Annotated in this window: 23 protein-coding genes; 10 read left to right on the top strand and 13 right to left on the bottom strand. The window is 35.5% G+C overall.

What is annotated here, in order from left to right; translation table 11 throughout:
• The first annotated feature begins 99 nt into the window (after window positions 1-99).
• Complete coding sequence (locus RM520_RS00640) at window positions 100-741, top strand: hypothetical protein (RefSeq protein ID WP_311386624.1); 642 nt, start codon at window positions 100-102, stop codon at window positions 739-741.
• Between the two features lie 16 nt (window positions 742-757).
• Here RM520_RS00640 and RM520_RS00645 read toward each other — a convergent pair whose 3' ends face one another.
• Window positions 758-2,929 carry an acylase gene (locus tag RM520_RS00645; RefSeq protein WP_311386625.1) on the bottom strand — a complete coding sequence of 724 codons (2,172 nt, stop codon included), beginning with the start codon at window positions 2,927-2,929 and terminating at the stop codon, window positions 758-760.
• 111 nt (window positions 2,930-3,040) lie between these two features.
• Between RM520_RS00645 and RM520_RS00650 the strand changes: the two genes are divergently transcribed.
• On the top strand, window positions 3,041-4,777 hold the full coding sequence (locus tag RM520_RS00650; protein ID WP_311383769.1) for an ABC transporter ATP-binding protein: 1,737 nt from the start codon (window positions 3,041-3,043) through the stop codon (window positions 4,775-4,777).
• On the opposite strand, the gene RM520_RS00655 is transcribed toward RM520_RS00650, so the two are convergent.
• The 7 genes from RM520_RS00655 to trmB all read right to left on the bottom strand — a co-directional run bounded on the left by RM520_RS00655 (window position 4,774) and on the right by trmB (window position 9,368).
• Window positions 4,774-5,106, bottom strand: a complete 333-nt coding sequence (locus tag RM520_RS00655; RefSeq protein WP_311383770.1) for a 2Fe-2S iron-sulfur cluster-binding family protein — start codon at window positions 5,104-5,106, stop codon at window positions 4,774-4,776. The genes RM520_RS00650 and RM520_RS00655 overlap by 4 nt on opposite strands.
• A 3-nt stretch (window positions 5,107-5,109) precedes the next feature.
• Entirely contained in the window at window positions 5,110-6,168 is a 1,059-nt protein-coding gene (locus RM520_RS00660; protein ID WP_311386626.1) for an NAD(P)/FAD-dependent oxidoreductase, read from the bottom strand.
• A gap of 65 nt (window positions 6,169-6,233) precedes the next feature.
• Window positions 6,234-6,473, bottom strand: a complete 240-nt coding sequence (locus RM520_RS00665; RefSeq protein ID WP_311383772.1) for a NifU family protein — start codon at window positions 6,471-6,473, stop codon at window positions 6,234-6,236.
• Between the two features lie 6 nt (window positions 6,474-6,479).
• Complete coding sequence (locus tag RM520_RS00670) at window positions 6,480-7,616, bottom strand: Mrp/NBP35 family ATP-binding protein (RefSeq protein ID WP_311386627.1); 1,137 nt, start codon at window positions 7,614-7,616, stop codon at window positions 6,480-6,482.
• A 118-nt stretch (window positions 7,617-7,734) separates the two neighbouring features.
• A complete protein-coding gene (locus RM520_RS00675) occupies window positions 7,735-8,070 on the bottom strand; it encodes an MGMT family protein (RefSeq protein WP_311383774.1) in 336 nt (111 codons plus the stop codon).
• Window positions 8,070-8,696: a LysE family transporter gene (locus RM520_RS00680; protein ID WP_311383775.1), complete on the bottom strand. Its 627-nt coding sequence runs from the start codon at window positions 8,694-8,696 to the stop codon at window positions 8,070-8,072. The genes RM520_RS00675 and RM520_RS00680 overlap by 1 nt, the downstream gene beginning before the upstream one ends.
• On the bottom strand, window positions 8,697-9,368 hold the full coding sequence (gene trmB, locus RM520_RS00685; RefSeq protein WP_311383776.1) for a tRNA (guanosine(46)-N7)-methyltransferase TrmB: 672 nt from the start codon (window positions 9,366-9,368) through the stop codon (window positions 8,697-8,699).
• A gap of 70 nt (window positions 9,369-9,438) precedes the next feature.
• Between trmB and RM520_RS00690 the strand changes: the two genes are divergently transcribed.
• On the top strand, window positions 9,439-10,551 hold the full coding sequence (locus RM520_RS00690; protein ID WP_311386628.1) for a glycosyltransferase: 1,113 nt from the start codon (window positions 9,439-9,441) through the stop codon (window positions 10,549-10,551).
• Here RM520_RS00690 and RM520_RS00695 read toward each other — a convergent pair.
• Entirely contained in the window at window positions 10,476-11,531 is a 1,056-nt protein-coding gene (locus RM520_RS00695; RefSeq protein WP_311386629.1) for a sensor histidine kinase, read from the bottom strand. The genes RM520_RS00690 and RM520_RS00695 overlap by 76 nt on opposite strands.
• An 86-nt stretch (window positions 11,532-11,617) precedes the next feature.
• Window positions 11,618-12,304, bottom strand: coding sequence for a response regulator transcription factor (locus tag RM520_RS00700; RefSeq protein ID WP_311386630.1), 687 nt, complete (start codon window positions 12,302-12,304; stop codon window positions 11,618-11,620).
• Window positions 12,305-12,571: 267 nt separating this feature from the next.
• Between RM520_RS00700 and RM520_RS00705 the strand changes: the two genes are divergently transcribed.
• The 6 genes from RM520_RS00705 to RM520_RS00730 all read left to right on the top strand — a co-directional run bounded on the left by RM520_RS00705 (window position 12,572) and on the right by RM520_RS00730 (window position 21,179).
• Entirely contained in the window at window positions 12,572-15,478 is a 2,907-nt protein-coding gene (locus RM520_RS00705; RefSeq protein WP_311386631.1) for a TonB-dependent receptor, read from the top strand.
• Between the two features lie 45 nt (window positions 15,479-15,523).
• Complete coding sequence (locus tag RM520_RS00710) at window positions 15,524-18,550, top strand: beta strand repeat-containing protein (protein ID WP_311386632.1); 3,027 nt, start codon at window positions 15,524-15,526, stop codon at window positions 18,548-18,550.
• Between the two features lie 146 nt (window positions 18,551-18,696).
• On the top strand, window positions 18,697-19,005 hold the full coding sequence (locus RM520_RS00715; protein ID WP_311383782.1) for a T9SS type A sorting domain-containing protein: 309 nt from the start codon (window positions 18,697-18,699) through the stop codon (window positions 19,003-19,005).
• Window positions 19,006-19,149: 144 nt separating this feature from the next.
• Window positions 19,150-19,473 (top strand): T9SS type A sorting domain-containing protein, encoded by a 324-nt coding sequence (locus RM520_RS00720; protein ID WP_311383783.1) that lies wholly within the window; start codon window positions 19,150-19,152, stop codon window positions 19,471-19,473.
• 76 nt (window positions 19,474-19,549) lie between these two features.
• Window positions 19,550-20,533, top strand: a complete 984-nt coding sequence (locus RM520_RS00725) for a LuxE/PaaK family acyltransferase (RefSeq protein ID WP_311386633.1) — start codon at window positions 19,550-19,552, stop codon at window positions 20,531-20,533.
• A 106-nt stretch (window positions 20,534-20,639) separates the two neighbouring features.
• The gene (locus tag RM520_RS00730) at window positions 20,640-21,179 is read left to right on the top strand and encodes a cupin domain-containing protein (RefSeq protein ID WP_311383785.1); all 540 of its coding nucleotides are present in this window, start codon (window positions 20,640-20,642) and stop codon (window positions 21,177-21,179) included.
• 10 nt (window positions 21,180-21,189) lie between these two features.
• Here RM520_RS00730 and tyrS read toward each other — a convergent pair whose 3' ends face one another.
• Complete coding sequence (gene tyrS / locus RM520_RS00735) at window positions 21,190-22,485, bottom strand: tyrosine--tRNA ligase (RefSeq protein ID WP_311386634.1); 1,296 nt, start codon at window positions 22,483-22,485, stop codon at window positions 21,190-21,192.
• Between the two features lie 86 nt (window positions 22,486-22,571).
• On the opposite strand from tyrS, the gene RM520_RS00740 reads away from it, so the two are divergent.
• Window positions 22,572-23,585 (top strand): NAD-dependent epimerase/dehydratase family protein, encoded by a 1,014-nt coding sequence (locus tag RM520_RS00740; RefSeq protein WP_311386635.1) that lies wholly within the window; start codon window positions 22,572-22,574, stop codon window positions 23,583-23,585.
• Here the strand turns inward: RM520_RS00740 and RM520_RS00745 are convergent.
• Together RM520_RS00745 and RM520_RS00750 are read right to left on the bottom strand one after the other, a co-directional pair.
• Window positions 23,539-24,027, bottom strand: coding sequence for a DUF4296 domain-containing protein (locus RM520_RS00745; RefSeq protein WP_311386636.1), 489 nt, complete (start codon window positions 24,025-24,027; stop codon window positions 23,539-23,541). The genes RM520_RS00740 and RM520_RS00745 overlap by 47 nt on opposite strands.
• Window positions 23,999-25,333, bottom strand: coding sequence for a dihydroorotase (locus RM520_RS00750; RefSeq protein WP_311386637.1), 1,335 nt, complete (start codon window positions 25,331-25,333; stop codon window positions 23,999-24,001). The genes RM520_RS00745 and RM520_RS00750 overlap by 29 nt, the downstream gene beginning before the upstream one ends.

Raw genomic sequence — 25,333 nt, forward strand, 5'->3', positions numbered from 1 at the left:
CTCCTTATTTTTAATCAATTTAACGAATTTAACAGCCTATTACAACTACCGTGGCAAGGTATTTGTTAATTTTATTTTATTGTTACGACTTAAATTGTGATGAAAAGACTATTACCTTTATTTGCTTTCCTTTTGACCTTGCATTTTAGCTATGGTCAAGGAGATTTGCCCACGATTAAGCCTTTGAAGGTTGGAGCCAATAATAAGTTAGATACCAAAACAAGTAATCAAGGTACTTCGTTACGGATGCCATCTGTTCTTGATAAAAACTTAATATCAAAAGGAAGAGACGTTAAAATGTTACCCGACCGACAATTGGTCCAGGCCGGAACAGGAATGGTTATTGACCCAAAAGTTGGTGAGAAAGAAAAAAAAGGTGCAACAAAGTATTTTGGTGATCAGTATCTAGGAGATATTAAAACTAAAGCCAAGTTCATCGGTATCGTTTGCAGAGATCATGAATACGTCGATGGTGATAGAGTGAAGATATATTTAAACGGTGTTGTTGTTGAACCAAACATTCTTCTTTCTGGCAGTTTTAAAGGCGTCAATGTTGATTTAACTGAGGGTTTTAATCGTGTAGAATTTGAAGCCTTAAACCAAGGGTCATCAGGTCCGAATACCGCTCAGGTTGTTATAACTGATGATGAAGGCAATGTCATTCATAATAATCGTTGGAATCTTTCTACAGGCTCCAAAGCCAGCATGATTGTGGTAAAAGACGAAAGTGAAGAAGAGTAAAATATTAGTTATTACCCTATCTTTTTTCTCCTGGATGATATGTTTTTATTGCTCTTTTTAAAACATCTTCTTTGTAATAAGGGACATCTTTCCAATTTACATCTGCATATTTTTGAATCTGGTCATTAAAATGTGATGACTCTGGGTCACCGCTTTGACCGCCTGCTAAAATTGTTTTTGCCTTTACCCTGTCTCCAAATTCTACCGCCGCAACAAAGCTATTACCACGAGTTCCATACATTTTTTTTGCCCCTTCATTGGTGTATCTAGCACCGTAGGCCGCTAATGCGCCCCAACGACCACTGGCAAACCCAATAGGAATACTTGGTTTAGAATCGTCAAATGGTTGTCGAATATCGCCATTTAAACGTTGGTATCGATTGACCTCACCCCAAGGCATTTTCCAAGTTCCAAAATCTGTAATTAATTTATCAATGGTTTCTTGAAATAAGGACAGTTTTTCTGAGTCTGAAGATTTACCTCCCCAAAATTTTACCAATTCCATTGAGTATAAACCACTAGGTCGTTCTGCCTGCAAGTAACTTTGAGTCCCATAATAATGCGCCAAAGTCATTGCAATGGATTCTTTTGAGGTTTTAAAGTCCCAATTTCGTAAGAGTTCAATTGGTTCTTTTAATTTTAAAGTGGGCGTTTTATCAAACGCTCTAATTAGGCCAGGTATTAAAGCCTCAAATGCTGGTAGATAGGGGTCATGAGCTAATTGTATCAAGCTATCTAAAGAGTACCCTGTTCTATCTTTCAGAAGCTCAATTGCATGAATTCCTCTAAAATTTTCTTGGTCACGTGACATATAGTAAGGATAATCTTCTTTTTTAGGACTGTATTCCAAAGCCGAGGTATATGGCGTAGAATTGCAATTCTGAATCCAGCCGTTTTCTGGATTGAGCACTAAAATATTCTCATCAACTTCATGTAAGCCTTGCCAATCTGTTTTAGGATTGCTGCCATCTACTGGTTGGGAATAATTAAAACTTACGTCTCGTTTTGGTACAAAATTTCCATGGAAGTAAGCAATATTTCCTTCCGCATCGGCGTAAACCGTATTATTACTAGAATTAGTTCTAATGTCCATCATTTCACGAAAACCTTGGTATCCATCTTGCTTCGTTCGAATATAAGACTGTTCTAAAGCCTTTACGGGTTCCCACATCATTGCAGAAGCGGTCCATTGGCCATTTACCGAATGAGTTATTGGACCATGATGTGTGCTATACATTGGAAAGGTTTTAGTCATTAGTCCATTTTCTGTTTTGTAGCTCAAAACCACAGCTGTAGAATCTATAGCCCGTAATTCTTCTCCATATTTATAAAACAAGTTCCCATCATTCTTTACTACCGCCTCTTTGAACTCATCCATCACATCTGTGTAAGTTGAAGTATGCATCCATCCTGTCTTTTCATTAAATCCTTGATAAACAAAAAATTGCCCCCAGGTTACCGCACCATACGCATTCAAACCCTCTTCTGAAACTACATGTACCTCTCCTCTAAAATAAAAAGAAGTGTGCGGGTTAATCAACAACATTGCATTGCCAGACTGTGTCAAATCACCCGAAATTGCAATTCCGTTTGAACCCTGAGGTTCTGCCATTTCTTTTTCTTCTTTCTCTTTCAACAGTTCCAATTCAGGTAGTTCCATACCACTTTCATAAAAAGCTTTTATTTTCCTAGTTGAAATACGTTCAATATCACCTCCAATACTGCCTTCGCTAAAATACATTGGCATCCAAGGCTCAAAACGAGTTAGTAATCTAGGTTTAACTTCAGGATGAGTATGTAGATAGTAATTAATTCCATCCGCAAAGGCATCGCAAAGTTCTTTTAACCACTCCGGACTTTTTTCATAGTTAGCTTTAGCTATCTCTTCAGTCATAAAAAGTTTAGCTCTTAAATCGCTATACAAGGCATCTTCTCCCTCAATTTCTGCCAATCGCCCGGTTGCCCAAATATAATTTTGCTCTACCCGGTTAAAATCATCTTCACATTGCGCGTATAACAATCCAAACACAGCATCAGCATCAGTTTTACCGTAAATATGCGGTACTCCATAGTCATCACGTATAATTTCAATATTACTGGCTTGTTCTTCCCATACCTTAATTTCAGTTGGGGCCTGTTCTTTACAAGAAATAATTACAATCAAAAGGGCTACAAAAAGTGTTCTCATGTTTCTTCAATCAAGGAATTCGTTGACTTAAAGATAAAGACTACAATTCAAAGTTTCTCATTCAGATGATTATTCTATTTGAAGTAACTTGCACTACTATTAAAATTAGAAATGGCAGACAAAAAAGTAAGTATTCTTAAAGCATTTAAAACAATTATTTGGCCTAGACGAAATTTAGTCTTTATAGGGCTTTTATTAATTGTAATAAGTAAAGCGGCCAGTTTTGTTACGCCTATTGCAACCAAATATGTTATCGATGATGCCTTTGCAAATAAAGATGTTGATTTATTAAAGTATTTGGTAGGTGCTATAATGATAGCTATCACCATACAAGCTGCAACATCTTTTCTTTTAACTTATATTTTAAGTGTACAAGCGCAATTTTTGATTTCTGAACTGCGAGCCCAGGTTCAAAAACAAGTGCTTTCATTACCTATTCGATTTTTTGACAACACCAAATCGGGAGCTTTGGTTTCTAGAATAATGAGTGATGTAGAAGGTGTTAGAAATTTGATTGGCACTGGCCTCGTACAACTTGTTGGAGGTACCGTAACTGCGATTGTTGCATTAATTCTTTTACTCAGAATAAGCGTCACAATGACCTTATTTACCTTATTACCTTTAGCAATTTTTGGATTTATTGCTTTGAGAGCTTTTAAAATTATACGTCCAATTTTTAGAAATCGTGGAAAAATTAATGCAGAAGTAACAGGTCGATTAACAGAAACACTAGGTGGTGTTCGAGTAATTAAAGGATTTAATGCTGAAGCTCAAGAAAATAAAATTTTTGAGGTTGCTGTTGGAAAACTCTTTGAAAATGTAAAGAAGAGCTTGATAGCAACTGCAGCAATGACCAGTTCAGCAACCTTTCTAATAGGTATAGCCACTACAGGTGTCATGGGTCTTGGTGGCTATAAAATAATACAAGATGAATTGACTATTGGACAATTTATTGAATTCACTGTTATTTTAGGTTTGATGATTGCACCGATTGTTCAAATGAGCAATATTGGTAGCCAATTGACAGAGGCCTTAGCGGGTCTTGACCGTACTGAAGAGTTAATGAATCAAGTTACTGAGGCAGATGAAAAAAATAGAACCATAAAACTTGCAAATATTAAAGGTGATATGGTTTTCAAAGACGTTTCTTTTGCTTATGAAGAAGATAAAGAAGTTTTACATGATATTAGTTTTGAAGCCAAATCAGGAGATGTCATTGCCTTAGTTGGAAGTTCAGGTTCAGGCAAATCAACCATTGCAGGTTTAGCAGCTACATTTTTAAACCCTGACGCTGGTAAAATTACCATTGACGGAAATGATTTAGCAAAAGTAGACCTCACTAGTTTTAGACAATATTTAGGTGTTGTATTACAAGATGATTTCCTTTTTGAAGGAACGATAAAAGAAAACATTCTTTTTCCAAGGCCAAACGCTTCTGAAATGGAATTAAGGGCAGCCGTAAAAGCAGCTTATGTTGATGAATTCACGGATAGATTTGATGACGGGTTAGATACTCTAATTGGTGAAAGAGGTGTAAAACTATCAGGTGGTCAACGTCAACGTATTGCAATTGCCCGTGCAGTTTTGGCAAACCCTAAAGTTCTAATTTTAGATGAAGCAACCTCAAATTTAGATACTGAAAGTGAAGCCTTGATTCAGAAAAGTCTAGCAGAATTAACCAAAGGACGAACTACCTTTGTCATTGCCCATAGATTAAGCACCATTCGAAAAGCAAATCAAATACTAGTAATTGAAAATGGTAGAATTGCTGAGCAAGGCACTCATGATGAGTTGATTGCTAGTGAAGGAAGGTATTATGACCTATTTACCTATCAAGCAAGAATTTAAACTTCCTCAGGGGCCAATTCCACTTCTAATCCATCCAAGTTTTCGGTGATATGGATTTGACAGCCTAAACGTGAGTTTTCTTCAACATTAAATGCTTCAGATAACATTGCTTCTTCATCGTCAGACTTTTCTGGAAGACTATGATCAGAATTGACATAGCACTGACAAGAAGCGCACATGGCCATACCTCCGCAAATTCCGACAGTACCTTCAGGAGCCAGTTCATAAGAACGAACAACCTCCATTAAATTCATGTTCATATCGGTAGGTGCATCAATCTCATGAAGTATTCCTTCGCGGTCGGTTATTTTAATTTTTATATCTGACATGAATCAATTTATTGCTTTAACAACCGCCTTTGGTGCTTCCTTTTTAGAGCCATCAAAACCTTGAACACCTCCTACAGTGGTATATTTCATTACGTATTTTTTATCAGGAAAAATACGCTGGTAGGCACTTTGACACATTAAAGTAGCCTCATGAAATCCACATAAAATAAGTTTTAGTTTACCCGGATACGTGTTAACATCACCTATTGCGTAAATACCAGGAATATTGGTTTGATAGTCCAATGTATTGTCAACCTTGATAGCATTTTTTTCAATTTCTAATCCCCAATCTCCAATAGGTCCAAGTTTTGGTGATAAACCAAAAAGTGGTATAAAATAATCTAGTTCAAGCTCAATTTGCTCCTTAGTATCTGTTTTCTGAATTACTACAGAAGATAATTTAACATCACCCCTAAGCTCTATGACCTCAGCGGGAGTAATCAGATTTATTTTTCCAGCATTTTTAAGTTCTTGCACCTTCTCAACTGAATCTAAAGCTCCTCTAAACTCATTTCGGCGATGAACTAAGGTAACTTCCTTAGCAATATTTGCCAGAAAAATTGCCCAATCTAAAGCTGAATCACCACCACCTGCCAATAATACTTTTTTATCTCTATAAACCTCAGGGTCCTTTATGATATAAGCAATACCATTATCTTCAAACTTAGTTAGATTCTCTAGCTGTGGTTTTCTAGGCTCAAAACTACCCAACCCACCAGCTATAGCCACAATGGGCGCATGATGTTTTGTTTCCTTATTAGTAGTAACTATAAAAGTTCCATCTTCTAATTTTTCAATGGTATCGGCCCTTTCTCCAAGAGTAAAACCAGGTTGAAATGATTTTATTTGCTCCATCAGGTTATCAACTAAATCACCTGCCAATACCTCTGGAAAACCAGGTATATCATAAATTGGTTTTTTAGGATAAATCTCTGAACACTGGCCACCCGGTTGCGGAAGCGCGTCTATTAAATGGCACTTTAATTTTAAAAGCCCTGCTTCAAAAACGGCAAAGAGTCCAGTCGGACCTGCTCCGATTATTAAAATATCTGTTTTAATCATGAAAAAGAGTTCAAGAAAACAAAGCTATACTTTGTCTGAAGAAAAAAATTATGATTTTTATCAGTTTAACTCAGATTTACAACTTCTTCAATTTGAGGAGCGTACTTTTTGATGGTCATTTCAACTCCACTTTTAAGTGTCATTTGATTAACACTACAACCTATACAATTCCCTTCTAATTTTACTTTTACTGAAGTATCATTATCTATAGAAATTAAAGAAATATCACCTCCATCACTTTGTAAAAAAGGTCTTATTTCTTCTAATGCTTTTTCAACGTTTTGTCTTACTTCTTCTGATGTCATAAGGCTTTACTTTTTAACGGCAGAACAACCCGCCATTGTTGTAATCTTAATTGCTTCGGTTGGTGGCAAAGCTGTATTTCTTTTGACCAATTCTTGAACCACATTTTTGGTCAAGGTTTCAAATGCTTCTTCAGTCGGTGTGCCATTTTGTAAAGCTGCTGGTCTTCCAACATCTCCCGCTTCTCTAATACTTTGCACCAATGGTATTTCTCCTAAGAAAGGCACTTTTAAATCTTGAGCTAAATGCTTTGCTCCATCTTTACCAAAGATATGATATTTGTTATCAGGTAATTCTTCAGGTGTAAAATAGGCCATATTCTCTATGATGCCTAATACAGGCACATTAATAGCCTCTTGTTGAAACATCGCAACGCCCTTTCTTGCATCAGCAAGAGCAATCTCTTGAGGAGTACTTACCACAACTGCCCCAGTAACTGGTAAAGACTGCATAATACTTAAATGAATATCACCTGTTCCAGGTGGCAAATCCAATAAAAGAAAATCTAACTCATCCCAATGTGCATCAAAAATCATTTGATTCAAAGCTTTGGAAGCCATCGGGCCTCTCCAAATAACTGCTTGATTAGGTTGCGTAAAAAATCCTATTGACAAAAGTTTGACACCGTAATTTTCAACCGGCTTCATTTTGTTCTTTCCATCAACGTTTATTGATAGTGGTTTTTCTAAAGCAACATCAAGCATTATTGGCATGGAAGGTCCATATATATCAGTATCTAAAAGACCAACTTTAAAACCCATTTTAGCTAAGGTCACGGCCAAATTAGCAGTAACAGTAGACTTACCTACACCACCTTTACCTGAAGCAACAGCGATAATACTTTGAATACCTGGTATAGGTTTACCTTTTATTTCGTTTACCGTTGTCTTTGCGGGGGCTTCAACTTTTAAATTCACCTTAATCTTGGCCTTAGCATAAACTTTATCGTGAATTATTTTTAATATTTCTACTTCAGTTTTTTTTCTTGCTTGTAGACTAGGGTTTTTGATGGTAATATCCACTTCAACCTCATCACCAAAAACTTGAATATTCTTTACTGCACCACTCTCGACCATATTCTGACCTTCACCAGGAACTGTAATATTTTCAAGTGCTCGTAAAACTTCTTTCTTATCTATCTTCATCAACCAAATTTGATTACCAGTCGTTTAAACTGATTCTAAATTACAAAGATACGTTGTAGAGGGCAGATTGTACAGATGATATATTGAAAATGAAGATGATAAGATAAACTGTGTCTATCTAGTAATATGACGGCAGCTCTTTGCTTGGATCCCAAAAGTATTTTTGAAACTCCACGATTTGATTATCAACAACTTCTACGCCCTCATTCTCCAACAATTGTTGCATGAGGTTAGTACCATCAAAATGATGTTTACCTGTTAATAGGCCTACTCTGTTTACAACACGATGTGCAGGAACGTCTTTAGTATGAGAATTGTTCATGGCCCAACCTACCATTCGTGCACTACGCGCTGCCCCTAAATATTTAGCAATGGCTCCGTAAGAAGTAACTCGACCATGCGGAATCAGTTGTGCAACTTCGTAGACCTTATCAAAAAAACTCTTTTCCTCCATCAATTATAAATACGGTACAAGGTTATTAAAAACAATAAGACCATAAGCGCGCTCAAAATATAATTAGAGTTCTTTGAAAAGCGATTCGTTTTATGTTCCATTTTATTGAAATAGAAAACATATAAATACATTACCAAAAAAGTACCCAAACCTGCAGCCAATATAAATACTACCTCGTCAGAAATAGTATATCGCATTAAACCTTGAGAATTAAAAACACTATTCAGACCGCTATAATAAGGCACGGTAAGCAAGTTTAAAGCAGCCAAAAACATTCCTTTTGTAAAGCTGCCACTTTTTTTACCCTTTTCTTGTAGCAAAGGTTTTACATTTTCTTTTCTGGCTTTTAAGAAGAAAAAGACAGCCAATCCTGCAAATACAACTAGTGCAGTCTTTAAAAGCATTCCTATAACTTCAGGGTTTCTGCTCAAATATTTAGCAATACGCACTGCCAAATAAGTTTGCATCATTACCATTAAGGCAACGCCTAGACCAAACATAACGCCATTGTTCTTGCCTTTTTCTACACTGGTCTTTGCAGCATTTACGTTCAAAAGCCCCGGTGGAGCCGAAGCAAGAAACGCCGCAGAAAAAGTAGCTATAAAAAGCGTAAACAGTTGAGTCATTTAGTTGGTTATCCGAAATTGGATATAGGTTATTGGTTTTCCTTTTTCAAGATACTGATTTTCGTAGAATGTTTGAATTTTTAGAACTTCTTCAGGGCTACCTTCGTTTTTATAGATATCATGGTTGGCATAAATCACCTCATGTTCCAAGCCATGCAAAAGCCCCAAAGTATAACCGTGCATAAATTCACTATCTGTTTTTAAGTGAATAAGACCATTTGGTTGTAAAATACTTTTGTATTTCTTTAGAAATACTTCGTTTGTCATTCGATGCTTCGTTCTTTTATATTTTATCTGAGGATCCGGAAAAGTAATCCAGATCTCAGCAATTTCGTCCTTATCAAATAATTCGTCAACCAACTCAATTTGAGTTCGAATAAAAGCGACGTTAGATAGATTTTCTTGAATAGCAGTCTTAGCACCACGCCAAAAACGAGCGCCTTTAATGTCAATTCCGATATAGTTTTTATTCGAATTTCTTTCGGCCAAACCAACCGTATATTCGCCTTTACCGCACCCTAATTCCAGAACAATAGGGTTTGTATTACCGAAAAATTTACCCCAGTTACCCTTTTGTTCCAGCCCTTGTAAAACCTCTTCACGTGATGGCTGTATTACATTTGAAAACGTATCGTTTTCTCTAAATCGCTTAAGCTTGTTTTTGCTTCCCAAAACAAAAATTTAATGTTTTGACAAAACTAAGGAAATCAAAATCTTCTTTTGGTTTTGTTCCTTTACATTTATGACCGAATCAAAACGAATTTTAGTGGCCCCATTAAATTGGGGTCTAGGGCACGCAACACGATGTATTCCAATTATAAAAGCGCTTCAAGAACATGGACATCAACCCTATATTGCCTCTGATGGCGTTGCACTATCATTACTTCAAAAAGAATTTCCTAATGTACCTTCTTTTAAACTAACATCATACAAAATAAAATATGCAGCTAAAGGCAAGAATTTCAAATTGAAGATGATTTGGGATTCACCTAAAGTCCTCAAAGCAATGGCCAAAGAAAAGAAGGAGGTTAAACAACTTATAAAAGAGCATGAACTTCAGGGAATAATTTCTGATAATAGATTAGGAGTTTATTCAAAAAAAGTGCCCTGCGTATTTATTACACATCAGCTCAATGTACTTTCAGGTAATACCACTTGGTTTAGCTCAAAAATGCATCAAAAAATTATTAAAAAATTCAAAGCTTGTTGGGTACCCGATTTAAAAGAAAAACCGAATCTGACTGGAAAATTAGGGCATCTAAAAAAATCAAAACTGAATATTGTTTACCTAGGCCCATTGAGCAGGTTTGAAAAAAGTGATGGTCATATAATTTATGATTTAATGGTCTTATTATCTGGCCCTGAACCCCAAAGAACTTTACTAGAAAAAAAACTACTTAAAGAATTAAAAGAATTTTCTGGTCAGGTACTTTTCGTTAAAGGTAAAATTGAAGATGAAAAAATAACCAAGGAAATTACCTTGACTGATGGTAAAATTACCGTGTTCAATTTTATGCAATCAAAAGAGTTAGAAAAGGCAATTAATCAAAGTAAATTCATATTGTGCAGATCAGGTTATACTACTGTGATGGATTTAGCAAAATTGGAAAAAAAAGCCTTTTTCATTCCAACCCCAGGGCAATACGAACAAGAGTATCTGGCCAAACGTTTAGACAAGCAAGGTATGGTTCCTTTTAAAAAGCAAGATGATTTTGCACTTGATGAATTAAAAAATATTATTAATTATAAAGGCTTGACCTCATTAAATTCAACCATTAATTACGAATCATTATTTGAAGTCTTTTCAAGCGTAAAAGAAAATTCAGAGCCAACGTCGACTTCACTCTCCACATAAATTCGTTCATCATGTGCTTCAATAATGTGCTTAACAATAGCTAAGCCAAGACCAGAACCACCTTCTTTACGGCTACCACTTTGGTCCACCCTATAAAAACGCTCAAATAGTCTAGGTATATGCTGTTTAGGAATACCTTCTCCATTGTCTGTGACACGCACAATTACTTTGTTTTTAATTAAATTTTCTACACTAACTTCTGTAGTTCCATTTGGGTTGCCATATTTTAAGGAATTAACTAAAAGATTGGTTAATACTTGCTGTATTTTTTCTGCATCACCCCAAACGTAAATCGGCTCGTTATACTCCATATCAAAAGTTAAACTAATCTCTTTTTTAGCCGCTCTCATTTCAAGTAATTCAAACACACTTTGAATTAATTCAATGATATCAAATTCTTCTTTTTCTAGACTTAAATCACCAGCCTCTAACTTAGTTATCATATCCAAGTCTTTCACAATGTAAATCAAGCGTTCGACTCCTTTATTTGCTCGTTTTAAGTACTTTTCATTTACTTTAGAATCTTTGATTGCGCCATCTAACAGCGTTAATATATAGCCTTGTACGGTAAATAAAGGTGTTTTAAGTTCGTGGGACACATTGCCTAGAAAATCTTTCCGATATTCTTCTCTAATTTTTAAGGTATCTATTTCAATTTTTTTGTCTTCTGCAAATTTTCCAATTTCCTCAGTTAAGGTCTTCATGTCCGTAGTGACTGGTTTAGAAGAAAATGAAGAAGATTCTAATAAAGAAACGTCGTCATATATTTTTTTTACCCGACGGTAAATAAAACGCTCCACCCTTGCTTGAATAATGAAGAAAGAGACTAAAAAACAAATAGGAGAAAAAATAGCTGGTAGAACCCAGTCAAATTGATTCGTTAGCAATAAAATACCACATAAACACAAAATGAGCGTCAAACAAATAAATATGGAGGAACGCAATGCAAAGCGATAAGATTTTTTGAGTTTTATGGACATTGTTAGGTTGAACTCTTAATTAACGGTGTAAAATAAGAAAATTAACCATTTATAATACTTACTGCTTGCTTCTTGAAGAAATAAAACTAGAGAACAAACTTATAACCAACCCCTTTAACAGTTTTAAAATGATGATCGCCAATTTTCTCTCGAAGTTTTCGAATATGAACATCTATTGTTCTACCACCAACAACGACTTCATTGCCCCATACCTTATCTAAAATAACTTCTCTTTTAAATACTTTACTAGGTTTTGAAGTCAATAAAGAAAGTAACTCAAATTCTTTTCTAGGTAAGATTATTTCCTTGCCATCATTTACAATTTTATATTCTTCGCGATTTATGACAATATTGCCAACCTGTACAATATCTTCTAATTCAGCTTTATTTTCTTTTAGTCTTCTAAGTAGTGCTTTTACCTTACTAACTAAAACCTTAGGCTTAATTGGCTTGGTAATATAATCATCCGCTCCAGCATCGAAACCGGCTACTTGTGAATAATCTTCTCCACGTGCTGTTAAAAAAGTAATGATAGTATTTTCTAGACCAGGTGTGCTACGCATTATTTCGCAAGCCTCGATACCATCCATTTCAGGCATCATCACATCTAAAATAACAAGATGCGGTTGTTTTTTCTTTGCTTTGGCTACACCTTCAATACCATTTGTTGCGGTGTAAACTACGTAGCCCTCTGAGGACAGATTGTAACTAACAATCTCAAGAATATCTGGTTCATCATCTACTAAAAGTATCTTAACATCCTTGGTTTTCATAGGTTCAAATTTTCTAGTTTGGTCATTTCAGATAAGAAAGAATTCTATTTTAAATAATTGTATATCAACGTTTTAATAAAAATATTCGAATTAAAAAAAATATCCTTTTCGCCCAAATGTAAAGATAATACAATTACCTCTCTGTCACTTAACATTGATTTAATATCATAACATTATCGTAATGCTTTTGAAACAAACCTTTAACATATGGGTAACATGACTTTTACAGCCCCTCGCGTTCTTTGCGCAAATTATACTTAACTAATAATGAAATATCTTTTTTTAATTATCGCGATGGTTTTTTCTTTAAACCTTATCGCACAAGAAACTACTGGCAGTATTGTTGGTAAGCTTATTGACAAAGAACAGAACAATGAACCTTTAGCTTTTGCTAATGTTCTTATCAAAGGAACAACTATTGGCACACAATCAGATTTTGATGGACTTTATGGAATCTCAGGTCTTGAGCCTGGAGTATATACCGTTCAATATAGCTATTTAGGTTATGAAACTGTTGAAATTCCAAATATTACTGTTGAAGCAGACAAAGTTACCAGTATTGATGTACCTATGAGCGCTTCATCAGGTTTTCAATTAGATGAAGTTGTAGTAACAACCGTGGCCAGAAAAGATTCAGAAGTAGCTCTATTGTTGGAACAGCGTAATGCCATAACAGTTGTAGAAAGTATTGGTGCAAAAGAATTAGGTGACCTAGGAATAAGAGATGCAAAGACTGCGACTACAAAAATTTCAGGGGTCACAGAAAGTGAAGCTTCTGGCGATATATTTGTTCGTGGTCTTGGAGATCGCTATTTATCAACAACCCTGAATGGACTCCCAATTCCTTCAGACAATGTTGACAGAAAGAATATTAATTTAGGTTTATTCCCGACTCGTGTTATTCAAAACGTAAGTATAAGCAAAACTTATTCTGCAAAAGGTTCAGCTGATCAAGCCTCTGGTAATATCAACATAACTTCAAGAGAATTAGCTGGTTCTTCTGAACTAAGTGTAGGTATTTCCGGCGGTTTAAATTCAAGTGTTTTTCAAGACGACATTAACAATAACTTTAAAACTTCACCGAATTTAGATGATTCAACCTTCGGGTTTTATAGTTCAAAAAATCCGCTTATTAACCAAGTTACTCAGCAAGGTTGGGATCCAATAATACGAGAGAATCCATATAATTTTGGGGCCAACATAACAATGGGTAAAAAGTTTTTTAATAACAAACTATCATTTTTATTAACTGGAGCTCATAGCGAAAACTACATTTATAATGTTGGGTCATTTCAATTCTTAGAATTTGGTTTTGTTCAAATAGGTGTTCCGGATTATGTGACTTATCAAACAACGATTAATAATTCAGCCTTATTAGATTTAACTTGGTACATAAACGATAAAAACAAGATAAAATCTACAACTACTTTTCTAAATACTCTTAATGATTTTGTGATTGAACAAGGTGCCGCAGGCGAAGCCCAAATTAGTGATGATACTGGAAATAGAGGAGGTTCGGAGTTTGCTAGAGATCAAAATACCAAGCAAACACAGTTATTGGTAACTCAACTTATTGGACAACACACTTTAGGAGAAAAAAATAATTTAAAATGGGCTGTTGGTTTTAATAATTTAAATGCAGATGAACCTAATAGAATACGAAATCAACTCTTTTTTGATGCAAATGGTCCTTCGGATATTGAACTGAATTCTCAAGGAGGTTTTAACCAACGTAAAGCTGCTCAATTAATAGAAGATATTGAGTACAATGGCTATATAAATGATTCTTTTCATGTTATAGATGAAGAAGATTCTGGCAAATCATTTGATATTGATTTAGGCCTAGCCTACAGAAATAAAGAAAGGGACTTCAGCTCTGAATTCATTGGAGTTACTGAACCAGTGCGTTTTACCTTAAGCACAAATAGTTTAGACGATTTAAATTCAATATTCACTATACCAAATTTCCAAGACGGTAATTTAGAAATCAACCAATTGGGTCAAAACTCAAACGGCGAACGTCAAGATACCTATAATGGCACTTATGAATCAAAAGCAGCTTATGCTGATTTTAATGTTCAATTCGGTAAATGGAATGTGAATGCTGGTTTAAGAGTGCAGTTAGATGATATTTTTGTCACCTACGACGTTGGTAATGACGGCGGTTCAGGAAGAGTTGGTGAAGTAAACCAAGAGTATAATAATGTTTACCCGAGTGTAAATCTTAAATATACTTTAAATGAAAAACAAGCATTAAGATTTGCAGGAAGTAGAACGATAACATTACCTGAATTTAAAGAAATTGCACCATTTGAATATGTTTCGCCAAGTGGATTAGTAGTTCTTGGTAATGCCGACAATTTAACCGCTTCATTCTCAAATAATTTCGATTTAAAATGGGAGTTTTTCCCCTCTAATGATCAATTAATTTCGTTAGCCTTATTCTACAAGAATATTGAAAATCCAATAAATAGAACTTTGGCAAAAGGTGGTGAAAATCGTTTAACTTTTGACAATACAGGAGATAATGCAACGGTTTATGGTATTGAATTAGAAAGTAAAATTGGTCTAATTACACCAATTGTTAATGAAGACGATGGCGGTTATTCTGGGATTGATTTAAACCTTGTTTTTAATGCTACTTATATGGAACACAAACAAGATTTGAAGTTTTTAACAAATGATGAGGGTGGAGTAACCGAATTCTTTCGTTTTGGTTCTAGCAGAGAAACCGGCCTAGAAGGTGCTTCAGATTTTATAATGAACACAAGTCTAAATTTAAAGACTTCAGGGGATAACAAATTTGCAGCTTCTTTGAATGCCAGTTATGCGTCAGATAAGATATATGTCTTAGGAAATCCAGATGGTACTGCAAATTATGATTATAGCTACAACGATAATATTGTTGAAAATGGATTTGTTGTTCTTAATGGAAGGATTAGCAAAACATTCGCAAAAAAGTTAGAAGTGTCATTAACAGGTCAAAATTTATTAAATCCAGATATTAAACAAACGCAGAACGTGCTCGATAACTTTGTAGAAATTAGAGATTTCTCAGATGATATTGATGTGCGCTTAGGCCCTAATGCTCCTGAAAGAATTTTACGCAGTGAGGTTGTTAGGCAATACAAGCTAGGTAGAACCATTCGTCTCGGTTTTAACTATACATTTTAATCTTAATATAAATCGTTAACTAAAAATTTATTTAAAACTCTAATTATGAAAACGAAAATCTTTAAATTTTCAATGATGTTTGTCGCTGCTTTAGCTCTTACGCTGACTAGCTGTGGGAGTGACGACAATGACCCAGCTGCTCCTACTTGTAGCGATGGAATTCAAAACGGAACAGAAACCGGTGTTGATTGTGGCGGAACATGCGAACCATGTGAGGCTGAAGCAACTTGTGATGATGGTATTCAAAACGGTGATGAAGAAGGTGTAGACTGCGGTGGCTCAAGCTGTAACGCATGTACGGAGTCTGTAGAATTAACCGGTTCACAAACGGAAGATTTAACTTTAGACGCTGCCAATACTTACACCCTGACAAATAGTTTTAGTATTGAAACTGGTGCTACTTTGACAATTCCTGCCGGAACAACTATTACTGCAACGGCTGCTTCTGGTGAAGAAACTAATACTTACATAGTTGTTCAAAAAGGAGGTGCAATTAACATTGAAGGTACTGCTGCTAATCCTGTTGTTTTTACTTCGTCTAATAGTACTCCTGGTTCTTGGGGAGGTTTAGTTATTGCTGGTGACGCAACTACAACTAAAGGTGTTGATGCTACTGCTGAGGTAGGCAACATTATCTACGGCGGTTCAAATGATGCTGATAATTCTGGTAGCATTGATTATTTAATTATCAATTATGCTGGTGCTCAAATCAACTCTGAATCTCAGTACAATGGTCTTACACTTTATGCTGTTGGTTCTGGAACTTCTATCTCAAATGTTGCCTTATTAAATGGTACTGATGATGGTGTTGAGTTCTTTGGTGGTACAGTTTCTGCTTCTAACTTCTATATGGAAAATAACGAAGATGATGCTATTGATTGGACTGAAGGCTGGAATGGCACATTAACTGATGCCTATGTTCTTCATACTGTTGATGGTTTCTCTACTGCTGTTGAAGCGGATGGTGATAATAATAACCCTTCCTTAGTGAATCTTACTTGTGTTTCTACAGTTGGTGGTACAGCTTTACAATTCAAAAAAGAATCTGGTGCTACTATCACTGGTCTTTCTTTAAATGGTTATGACACTTCTTTAGACTTTAGAGATGGTGGGGCTGTTACTAACGTAACAATTGATGGTGTTGTATCTAATCCTGCTTTATCATATGTTGCTGACCCTTCAGTTGATATTACAATGTTCTCATGGGCAACAGATACTGAAGTTGAAAGTAATGTTCTTACAGGAACAGTAACAGCAGACTTAACTCTTGACCCTGCCATTGATTATTTCTTAGAAGGTTCATTGAGTGTAGAATCTGGTGCTACATTAACTATCCCTGCAGGAACAAGAATAGTTGCTGATGTTCAAGCGGGTACTGAAACTAGTACTTATGTTGTAGTTCAAAAAGGTGGTGCTATTGATATTCAAGGTACTGCTGCTGAGCCAGTAATTATGACTTCTGCCAATGAAACTCCTGGTGATTGGGGTGGTTTAGTTATAGCAGGTGATGCGACTACAACTAAAGGTGTTGATGCTGTTGCTGAAGTTGGTAATATTATTTATGGTGGTACTAATGACATGGACAACTCGGGATCAATTGATTATTTGATCATCAATTTTGCTGGTGCTCAAATCAATTCTGAATCTCAATATAATGGGCTTACCTTATACGCTGTAGGTTCTATGACAAGTATTTCTAACGTTGCTTTATTGAACGGTACTGATGATGGTGTTGAATTCTTTGGTGGAACGGTTTCTGCTTCTAACTTCTACATGGAAAATAACGAAGATGATGCTATTGACTGGACTGAAGGTTGGAACGGTACATTAACTGATGCCTATGTTCTTCATACTGTTGATGGTTTCTCTACTGCTTTAGAAGCAGACGGTGACAACAATAACCCTACATTAACCAATCTTACTTGTGTTTCTACTGTGGGTGGAACTGCTTTACAGTTCAAAAAAGAATCTGGTGCTACAATCACTGGTCTTTCTTTAACAGGTTATACTACTTCAATAGACTTTAGAGATGGTGGTGCAGTAACAAATGTTACTATAGATGGGGCAACTTCTGACCCTGCAGCTACTTACGCTGCTCCAGCAACTGTTAGTGCAAATGATTTTATTTGGGCAACTGGAAATGATGAAGCACAATCTGCTATTCTAACCGGCTCAGTTTCTTCAGATTTAACTTTAGATGCTACAATCACATACTTTTTACAAGGCTCTTTGAGTGTTGAAGAAGGTGCTAAGCTTACTATACCTGCCGGGACAGAAATCGTTGCAGATGTTGAAGCTGGTGAGGCAACAAGTACTTATATTGTAGTTCAAAAAGGTGGTGAAATAGACATTCAAGGTACTGCTGCTAATCCAGTAGTTATGACTTCATCTGCTGAAACTCCTGGTGACTGGGGCGGATTAGTAATTGCAGGGAATGCAACTACTACTAAAGGTGTAGACGCTGTTGCTGAAGTTGGTAATATCATTTATGGTGGTACCGATGACGCTGATAGCTCAGGTAATATTGATTACTTAATCATCAACTACGCTGGTGCTCAGATTAACTCAGAATCTCAATACAACGGTCTTACACTTTATGCTGTAGGTTCTGGAACTACTATCGACTGGGTTGCTTTATTGAACGGTACAGATGATGGTGTTGAGTTCTTCGGTGGAACTGTTTCTGCTAATAACTTCTACATGGAAAACAATGAGGATGATGCAATCGATTGGACAGAAGGCTGGAACGGTACTTTAACTAATGCTTATGTTTCTCATACGGTTGCTGGTTTCTCTACAGCTGTTGAAGCTGATGGTGATAACAATAATCCATCTTTAGTAAACTTAACTTGTGTTTCTACGGTTGATGGAACTGCTTTACAATTCAAAAAAGAATCTGGTGCTACTATCACCGGTCTTTCTTTAACTGGATACACAACTAACGTTGATTTTAGAGATGGTGGAGCTGTAACCAATGTAACTGTTGATGGTGCTACTATTGACCCAGCTGCTGCATATGATGCTGCTGCTACAGTTGATGTTGCTACGTTTGCTTGGGCAACAGGAAACTAAGTTTTTCGTCTAAAAATTATTAAAGCCCCACAATGTGGGGCTTTTTTTTGCACTTCATCGAAAAGTGTAGCTTTTTTCCTTAACAATTCATTCACACGCTTTCTATTTTTTTATATTTGTGGCATAGCCTTTGTTATCAATACTTTATGAAGCAACTTTACCTTGTGTTTTTCTTTATGGTTTGCTCGCTTGGATTCGCTCAAGAATCTCAAGGCAATGGCGATATTGAAGGTTTTAAACTCTACCCAAACCCAACAATCAACGGAAAAATCTTCATTAATACTGCTCAAAACGCACCAAAAACTGTTCATATTTTTGATGTTTTAGGAACCCAAGTTTTACAAGCTACTATTTTAGGTAAAGAGGTTAATGTGTCAAGTTTAGACAAAGGAGTTTATATTCTTAGAGTTTTTGAAAAAGATAAAGTTGCCACCCGAAAGCTTATTATCAAGTAATTTCATCTCATTCTTCACTTGATTTCTTGGTTATTCGTGCAGTTCATCGGACTGACCTACAAAGTTTTGCGTTTCACAACATTTAATGGTTTTCTTCGTTAGTAGCTGCTACTTTTACTATGCTATTACCCCAAATTGGCATATATGAAGAAAATCTACTTAATCTTACTTATGGTTTTACCTCTATTCACATTCGGTCAAGAATTGGTGAGTGTCAACGATGCTAAACCAATTGAAGTTAAAGGTTTTAAAATGTACCCTAATCCAGCTTATGGTGAAGAAGTTTACATTACAACTGAAACCAATGGTAATAAAGAAATTCAAATTTTTGATGTTTTCGGAGAAGTAGTATTGCATGAGCGTATTGCGACTAATACCCTAAACATTTCAAAATTAGTGCCTGGTGTATATGTACTTCAGGTTACGGAAAACAAAAAAACTATGACTAGAAAACTAGTCGTTAAATAAAATTACCCAAACTAACATTTAATAGTAAACCCTGGCCTAATGGTTGGGGTTTCTTATTTGGTTATTTTTGTTCTTAATGAAGATTGATACAACTAGAATTTTTAATATTAAATCTGACACAGACTTTGAGTCTTTAGCTCTTGAGATATTTAAATTTCAGTTTAAGAACAATAGAATCTATAACAGTTTTTGTAATCATCTTAGTATTAATGAGGCCAAGGTGAATAATGTTCAAGACATTCCATTTCTTCCTATATCATTCTTTAAATCAAAGCAAGTATTAGCTACAACGGATAAAGTCGATACGGTTTTTACCAGTAGTGGAACCACAGGTGCTTTAACCAGTCAACACTTTGTAACTGACATATCCATATATAAGAAGAGTTATCTAAAGGCGTTTGATTTATTCTATGGCAACTTAGAGGATTATTGTATTCTGGCATTATTGCCATCTTATTTAGAGAGAGAAGGCTCTTCATTAATATATATGGCTCAAGATTTTATTAAAAAATCAAAACATTCAAAAAGTGGTTTTTATCTAAATGATACTAATAAACTAATAGAAACCTTAACTGAATTAGAGCGTAAACAAAACAAAACACTTTTAATTGGCGTTTCTTTTGCGCTGTTAGATTTAGCCGAATCACATTCCTTTAATTTAAAAAATACCGTCGTGATGGAAACCGGTGGGATGAAAGGTAGACGAAAAGAATTAATACGATCAGAACTTCATGAAATTCTTGGTAGTAGTTTTGGTATCTCTAAAGTACATTCAGAATATGGAATGACAGAACTTTTGTCACAGGCTTATTCTGCCGGTGATTGTATATTCACTTGTCCGCCATGGATGAAAATTATGATACGTGATACTGAAGACCCCTTATCTCTTCAATCACATGATAAAACCGGAGGTGTTAACGTTATTGATTTGGCAAACATCAATTCTTGCTCATTTATTGCCACTCAAGATTTAGGCAAGACCTATGAAGATGGTTCCTTTGAGATACTAGGTCGTTTTGATAACTCAGATGTACGAGGTTGTAATTTGATGGTGTTATAACTATTTACGCTCCAGTTATATAGAAAAACTAACCATTTATGAAAATTAAAAAATTCTTGTAAGAATTTTCATTATTTTTCTTTTCCAACCTTAAACCACCAATAGTATGAACCGAACAGATTTTTTAAAAACTAGTATTTATGCTGGTGCTGGTATTGTATCAATACCTGTACTTGCATCAAAAAATGTTACTGAGACAAAAGAAATTCAAGACCCAAAGATAGTTAGAGCTGATGAAGGACTAAGAGTTAACGTTTTAGGTGATCAACAGACCTTTAAATTAACCGGAGAAGATACTGATGGACGTTTGACGCTAATAGAAGAAGTTAATCCTCCAGGCACTATGATTCCTCCGCATGTGCATACTAATGAAGATGAAGTTTTTAAAGTACTTGAGGGTGAATTGGAAGTTACGGTTGGTTCAAAAACCGTAATCCTTAAAGCTGGTGACCTTGCTTTTGCCCCTAAAAACATTCCTCACTCATGGAAAGTTATAGGTGATAAAGACTGTAAAACAATTTTAAGCGCCTTCCCTTCTGGAATTGAGCTTATGTTTCAAGAACTTGGAGAACTACCTCCTGGGCCACCCAATTTTGAAAAAGTGACTGAAATATGTGGTCGTTTTGGCATTTCTTTTATTCAATAAAAGATTTGCCTTAATTAACCACTAAAACAAAATAGTTCTTTTTTCCTCGTTGCAATAGCACAAACCTATTGTTAATGAGGTCATTTTTGGTAATTTTGTAGTCTTCTTTTACTTTCTCTTTATTGACAGAAATAGAATTTTGTTTTAGTTCTCTTCTAGCTTCACCATTGGAACCCAAAAATCCGGTTTTCGCTGATAGAGCAGCAATCATATCTAAACCTTCATCTAGATCAGTAATGGAAACCTCGGCCTGAGGAACGCCATCAAATACGTCTAAAAAGGTTTTGGCATCTAGCTGTTTTAAATCATCAGAAGTTGATTTTCCGAACAAAATATTACTTGCCTTAATGGCATTATCTAAATCTACTTGAGAATGCACCATTATAGTAATCTCTTCAGCCAATTTTCGTTGTAAAGCCCTTTGATGCGGGGCCTCTTTATGATTAATAACTAATTGTTTTATTTCATCTTTAGATAGAAAGGTAAATATCTTAATGTATTTTTCTGCATCAGCATCGGAGGTATTCAACCAATACTGGTAAAATCTATAGGGCGATGTTCTATCGGCATCTAACCAAACATTACCACTTTCAGTTTTACCGAACTTAGTACCATCTGCTTTTGTAATTAATGGGCAAGTAAGTGCATAACCCTTTCCTCCTCCTATTCTTCTAATCAATTCTGTACCCGTAGTAATATTACCCCATTGGTCACTTCCACCCATTTGTAAGGTGCAATTGTGTGCTTTATATAGGTGTAAAAAATCGTAACCTTGAACCATTTGATAGGTAAACTCAGTAAAAGACATACCTTCTTTTGCTTCTGAAGACAAACGCTTTTTTACTGAATCTTTGCTCATCATATAGTTCACAGTGATGTGTTTGCCTACATCTCTTATGAAATCTAAAAAAGAAAAATCTTTCATCCAGTCATAATTATTGACCAAGATGGCGGCATTAGATTCTTTGCTTTCAAAATCAAGAAACCTACTCAATTGCTCTTTCAAAGCTTCTTGGTTGTGACGAAGTGTTTTTTCATCTAACAAATTACGTTCGGCCGACTTTCCTGAGGGATCACCAATCATGCCCGTTGCACCACCAATGAGTGCAAATGGCTTGTGACCCGCTAATTGAAAATGACGCAACATCATTACACCAACTAAATGACCAATATGTAAAGAATCTGCTGTAGGGTCTATACCAACATATGCAGCTTGCATCCCATTCAATAAATGTTCTTCCGTACCCGGCATGGTATCATGTAACATGCCTCTCCACTTTAACTCTTCAACAAAATTCTTGGTCATAATAAATTACCTATTTATTCAGCTGCAAATATAGAATGTTGTTGGTTCTTACCTAAAAAATAGTTTGATAATAGGTACATTTGGATATGATATTAGTCACGGGTGGAACAGGATTAGTTGGGTCGCATTTACTTTGGAATTTGGTGCAAGCGGGCCACAAACCGCGAGCTACATACCGCACAAAGAAAAAGCTAGCGTCCACCAAAAAAGTTTTTTCATATTACGATAATACCAATGAAGCACTTTTTAATGCTATTGAATGGGTACAATGTGACCTATTAGATATAACGGCTTTAGAAAAAGCTTTTGAAGGTATTTCTTTTGTTTATCATGCAGCAGCCTTAATCTCTTTTGAACCAAAAGATTATCAGAAACTTTTAAAAGTTAATGTTGAGGGCACTTATAATTTGGTCAATTTGTGTATTGCTCATAACATCAAAAAACTTTGTTATGTCAGCTCTATTGCTGCTATTGGTGATTCTATTGGTGATAAACCAGTAAAAGAATCAAATGAATGGAATGAAAATTCAACTTCGGGATACGCCGTTTCTAAACATGCAGCCGAAATGGAAGTTTGGAGGGCTTCACAAGAAGGTATTCCGTCTGTTATAGTCAATCCTGGTGTGATTTTAGGTCCTGGGTTTTGGAAATCTGGAAGCGGACTATTCTTTTATGCTGCCTGGAAAGAATCTAAATACTATTTACCAAATGGTACCGGATTTGTATCAGTTAATGATGTTGTGAGCGCTATGGTTAAGCTGATGGAATCTAAGGTAAAAAATGAGCGTTTCATTTTAGTGAACCAAAATTGGAGTTATTTTAAATTGAATGTTCTTTTGGCTAAACAATTAAATAAGAAGACTCCTAAAAAAGAACTTAAGATTTGGATGCTGAATATTCTTTGGAGAATGGATTGGATAAAATCTTTTGTAACCGGTTCTAGAAGAAAATTATCCAAGCACGCCGTTAAGATTTTAGGCCAAACTCAGTTTTACGATAATTCTAAAATCAATGAATTTATAACCGATTACAAATTTGAAGAATTACAAAAAGCTACTGCTCATCATTGCTCTCTGTTCTTGAAAGAACAGGATTTCTAGATTTCTGACCAATCTTTTTTAAACTGTCTCTGACTTTGTCGGCATTTTTGCGTGCATTCTCTGTTATTGTTTTACGGGCCTTTTCAACCTCTTCGACTTCAACCTCTAGTCGTTTTAAAATGGTTTCATAGATATTCTCATACTCTAAAGGCATTGAGGCATAATAAAGATCGCTCTCCGTAAACTGAACACTATCAATTTGATGTTTTTCAAATAAATAAGGCATTATCTCCACCGAATTATCTTTAAGTGCTTTGGGGTTTGTCGCATTGGCCGCATTCACCAAAGCCAAATCATATAAAATTTCAATCATTTTATCTTTTGCTATAAGGTCTTGAGGGGGTTCAATTACCTTTTCGGCACATGAGCATAAAACACTCAAAAGCAATAGCGAGCAAACTATTATTCTTAAGTTACCTATCAAAAGTGAGTCTTTTGGCATTACGTTGTTTTGAAAAGATTCCATTATTAAACGCAAGGTGTCCATTTACGAGAGTTCTTTTTACTTGATTATCAAAAATAAGCCCTTCAAAAGGAGACCACCCACATTTATAGAAAATATTATCTTTTTTAACTTCCCATTTAGTCTTGGGAGCTATTTCAACTAAGTCGGCGTAAAAGCCTTCTTTTATAAATCCACGTTTTTCGATGTCAAATAACAAAGCAGGGTTATGAGACATTTTCTGAACAATCTGCTCTAAAGTTATAAGACCTTCAGAATGTTTCTGTAACATAGCGGGGAGCGCATGTTGCACTAAAGGACCGCCTGATGGTGCTTTTGAATATATATTGTCTTTTTCTTCAATAGTATGCGGAGCATGATCTGTTGCGATAACGTCAATTCGTCCATCTAATAATGCCTGCCATAACTGATTTCTATCATCCTTCGTTTTAACCGCCGGATTCCATTTGATAAGTGTTCCTTTTTCATCATAATCATCATCTGAGAACCAAAGATGATGTATACAAACCTCAGCAGTTATTTTTTTATCCTGTAAAGGAATATCATTGCGAAACAAGGCTGTCTCTTTACCGGTAGATAAGTGAAATACATGTAAGCGAGCCCCTGTTTTTTTAGCTAAAGCTATTGCTTTAGAAGATGAAAGATAACAGGCTTCTTCGCTTCGTATTATAGGATGATATTTTATCGGGATAGCATCGCCAAACTCCTCTTGATATTTTGCTAAATTCCGTCTTATGGTACCTTCATCTTCGCAATGCGTAGAGATAACCATTTCAGTATTCAAAAATATCTGCTCCAATACTTTCTCGTTATCCACCAACATATTTCCTGTCGATGACCCTAAAAATAGCTTAACTCCAGAGCAGCTCTTCTTATCTAATTTTTTTAGCTCTTCTAGGTTATCATTGGTACCCCCAAATAAAAATGAATAATTGGCAAATGATGACTCTTTGGCAACTGAAAATTTTGCTTCTAATTTTTCAATAGTAGTTGTTTGCGGATTGGTATTAGGTTGTTCCATAAAAGAGGTAATCCCGCCTGCAACAGCAGCTCTACTTTCTGTTGCAATGTTCCCTTTATGTGTCAAACCTGGCTCTCTAAAATGAACCTGATCATCAATCACACCAGGCATAAGCAGATTACCTTTAAAATCAATAACTTCGGCATTATCATTAGAGATATCACTTGCCATTTTTTCAATAAAATCTCCTTTTATCAAAAGATCTGTCTCAAATTGCTTTCCTTCATTGATTGCTATCGCATTCTTAATTAAAACTCGCTTCAT

This window comes from Croceitalea vernalis (genome assembly GCF_031846405.1).
GTDB classification, from domain to species: domain Bacteria; phylum Bacteroidota; class Bacteroidia; order Flavobacteriales; family Flavobacteriaceae; genus Croceitalea; species Croceitalea vernalis.

Excerpts from the sequence above, each read along its gene's own strand:
- RM520_RS00730 (WP_311383785.1), top strand. The coding sequence starts at position 20,640 with ATGAACCGAACAGATTTTTTAAAAACTAGTATTTATGCTGGTGCTGGT.
- RM520_RS00675 (WP_311383774.1), bottom strand. The coding sequence starts at position 8,070 with ATGGAGGAAAAGAGTTTTTTTGATAAGGTCTACGAAGTTGCACAACTG.
- RM520_RS00640 (WP_311386624.1), top strand. The coding sequence starts at position 100 with ATGAAAAGACTATTACCTTTATTTGCTTTCCTTTTGACCTTGCATTTT.
- RM520_RS00725 (WP_311386633.1), top strand. The coding sequence starts at position 19,550 with ATGAAGATTGATACAACTAGAATTTTTAATATTAAATCTGACACAGAC.
- RM520_RS00645 (WP_311386625.1), bottom strand. The coding sequence starts at position 2,929 with ATGAGAACACTTTTTGTAGCCCTTTTGATTGTAATTATTTCTTGTAAA.
- RM520_RS00715 (WP_311383782.1), top strand. The coding sequence starts at position 18,697 with ATGAAGCAACTTTACCTTGTGTTTTTCTTTATGGTTTGCTCGCTTGGA.
- RM520_RS00695 (WP_311386629.1), bottom strand. The coding sequence starts at position 11,531 with ATGTCCATAAAACTCAAAAAATCTTATCGCTTTGCATTGCGTTCCTCC.
- RM520_RS00740 (WP_311386635.1), top strand. The coding sequence starts at position 22,572 with ATGATATTAGTCACGGGTGGAACAGGATTAGTTGGGTCGCATTTACTT.
- RM520_RS00655 (WP_311383770.1), bottom strand. The coding sequence starts at position 5,106 with ATGTCAGATATAAAAATTAAAATAACCGACCGCGAAGGAATACTTCAT.
- RM520_RS00660 (WP_311386626.1), bottom strand. The coding sequence starts at position 6,168 with ATGATTAAAACAGATATTTTAATAATCGGAGCAGGTCCGACTGGACTC.
- tyrS (WP_311386634.1), bottom strand. The coding sequence starts at position 22,485 with ATGACCAAGAATTTTGTTGAAGAGTTAAAGTGGAGAGGCATGTTACAT.
- RM520_RS00720 (WP_311383783.1), top strand. The coding sequence starts at position 19,150 with ATGAAGAAAATCTACTTAATCTTACTTATGGTTTTACCTCTATTCACA.
- RM520_RS00680 (WP_311383775.1), bottom strand. The coding sequence starts at position 8,696 with ATGACTCAACTGTTTACGCTTTTTATAGCTACTTTTTCTGCGGCGTTT.
- RM520_RS00700 (WP_311386630.1), bottom strand. The coding sequence starts at position 12,304 with ATGAAAACCAAGGATGTTAAGATACTTTTAGTAGATGATGAACCAGAT.
- RM520_RS00670 (WP_311386627.1), bottom strand. The coding sequence starts at position 7,616 with ATGAAGATAGATAAGAAAGAAGTTTTACGAGCACTTGAAAATATTACA.
- RM520_RS00750 (WP_311386637.1), bottom strand. The coding sequence starts at position 25,333 with ATGAAGCGAGTTTTAATTAAGAATGCGATAGCAATCAATGAAGGAAAG.
- RM520_RS00710 (WP_311386632.1), top strand. The coding sequence starts at position 15,524 with ATGAAAACGAAAATCTTTAAATTTTCAATGATGTTTGTCGCTGCTTTA.
- RM520_RS00705 (WP_311386631.1), top strand. The coding sequence starts at position 12,572 with ATGAAATATCTTTTTTTAATTATCGCGATGGTTTTTTCTTTAAACCTT.
- RM520_RS00745 (WP_311386636.1), bottom strand. The coding sequence starts at position 24,027 with ATGCCAAAAGACTCACTTTTGATAGGTAACTTAAGAATAATAGTTTGC.
- RM520_RS00665 (WP_311383772.1), bottom strand. The coding sequence starts at position 6,473 with ATGACATCAGAAGAAGTAAGACAAAACGTTGAAAAAGCATTAGAAGAA.
- RM520_RS00650 (WP_311383769.1), top strand. The coding sequence starts at position 3,041 with ATGGCAGACAAAAAAGTAAGTATTCTTAAAGCATTTAAAACAATTATT.
- RM520_RS00690 (WP_311386628.1), top strand. The coding sequence starts at position 9,439 with ATGACCGAATCAAAACGAATTTTAGTGGCCCCATTAAATTGGGGTCTA.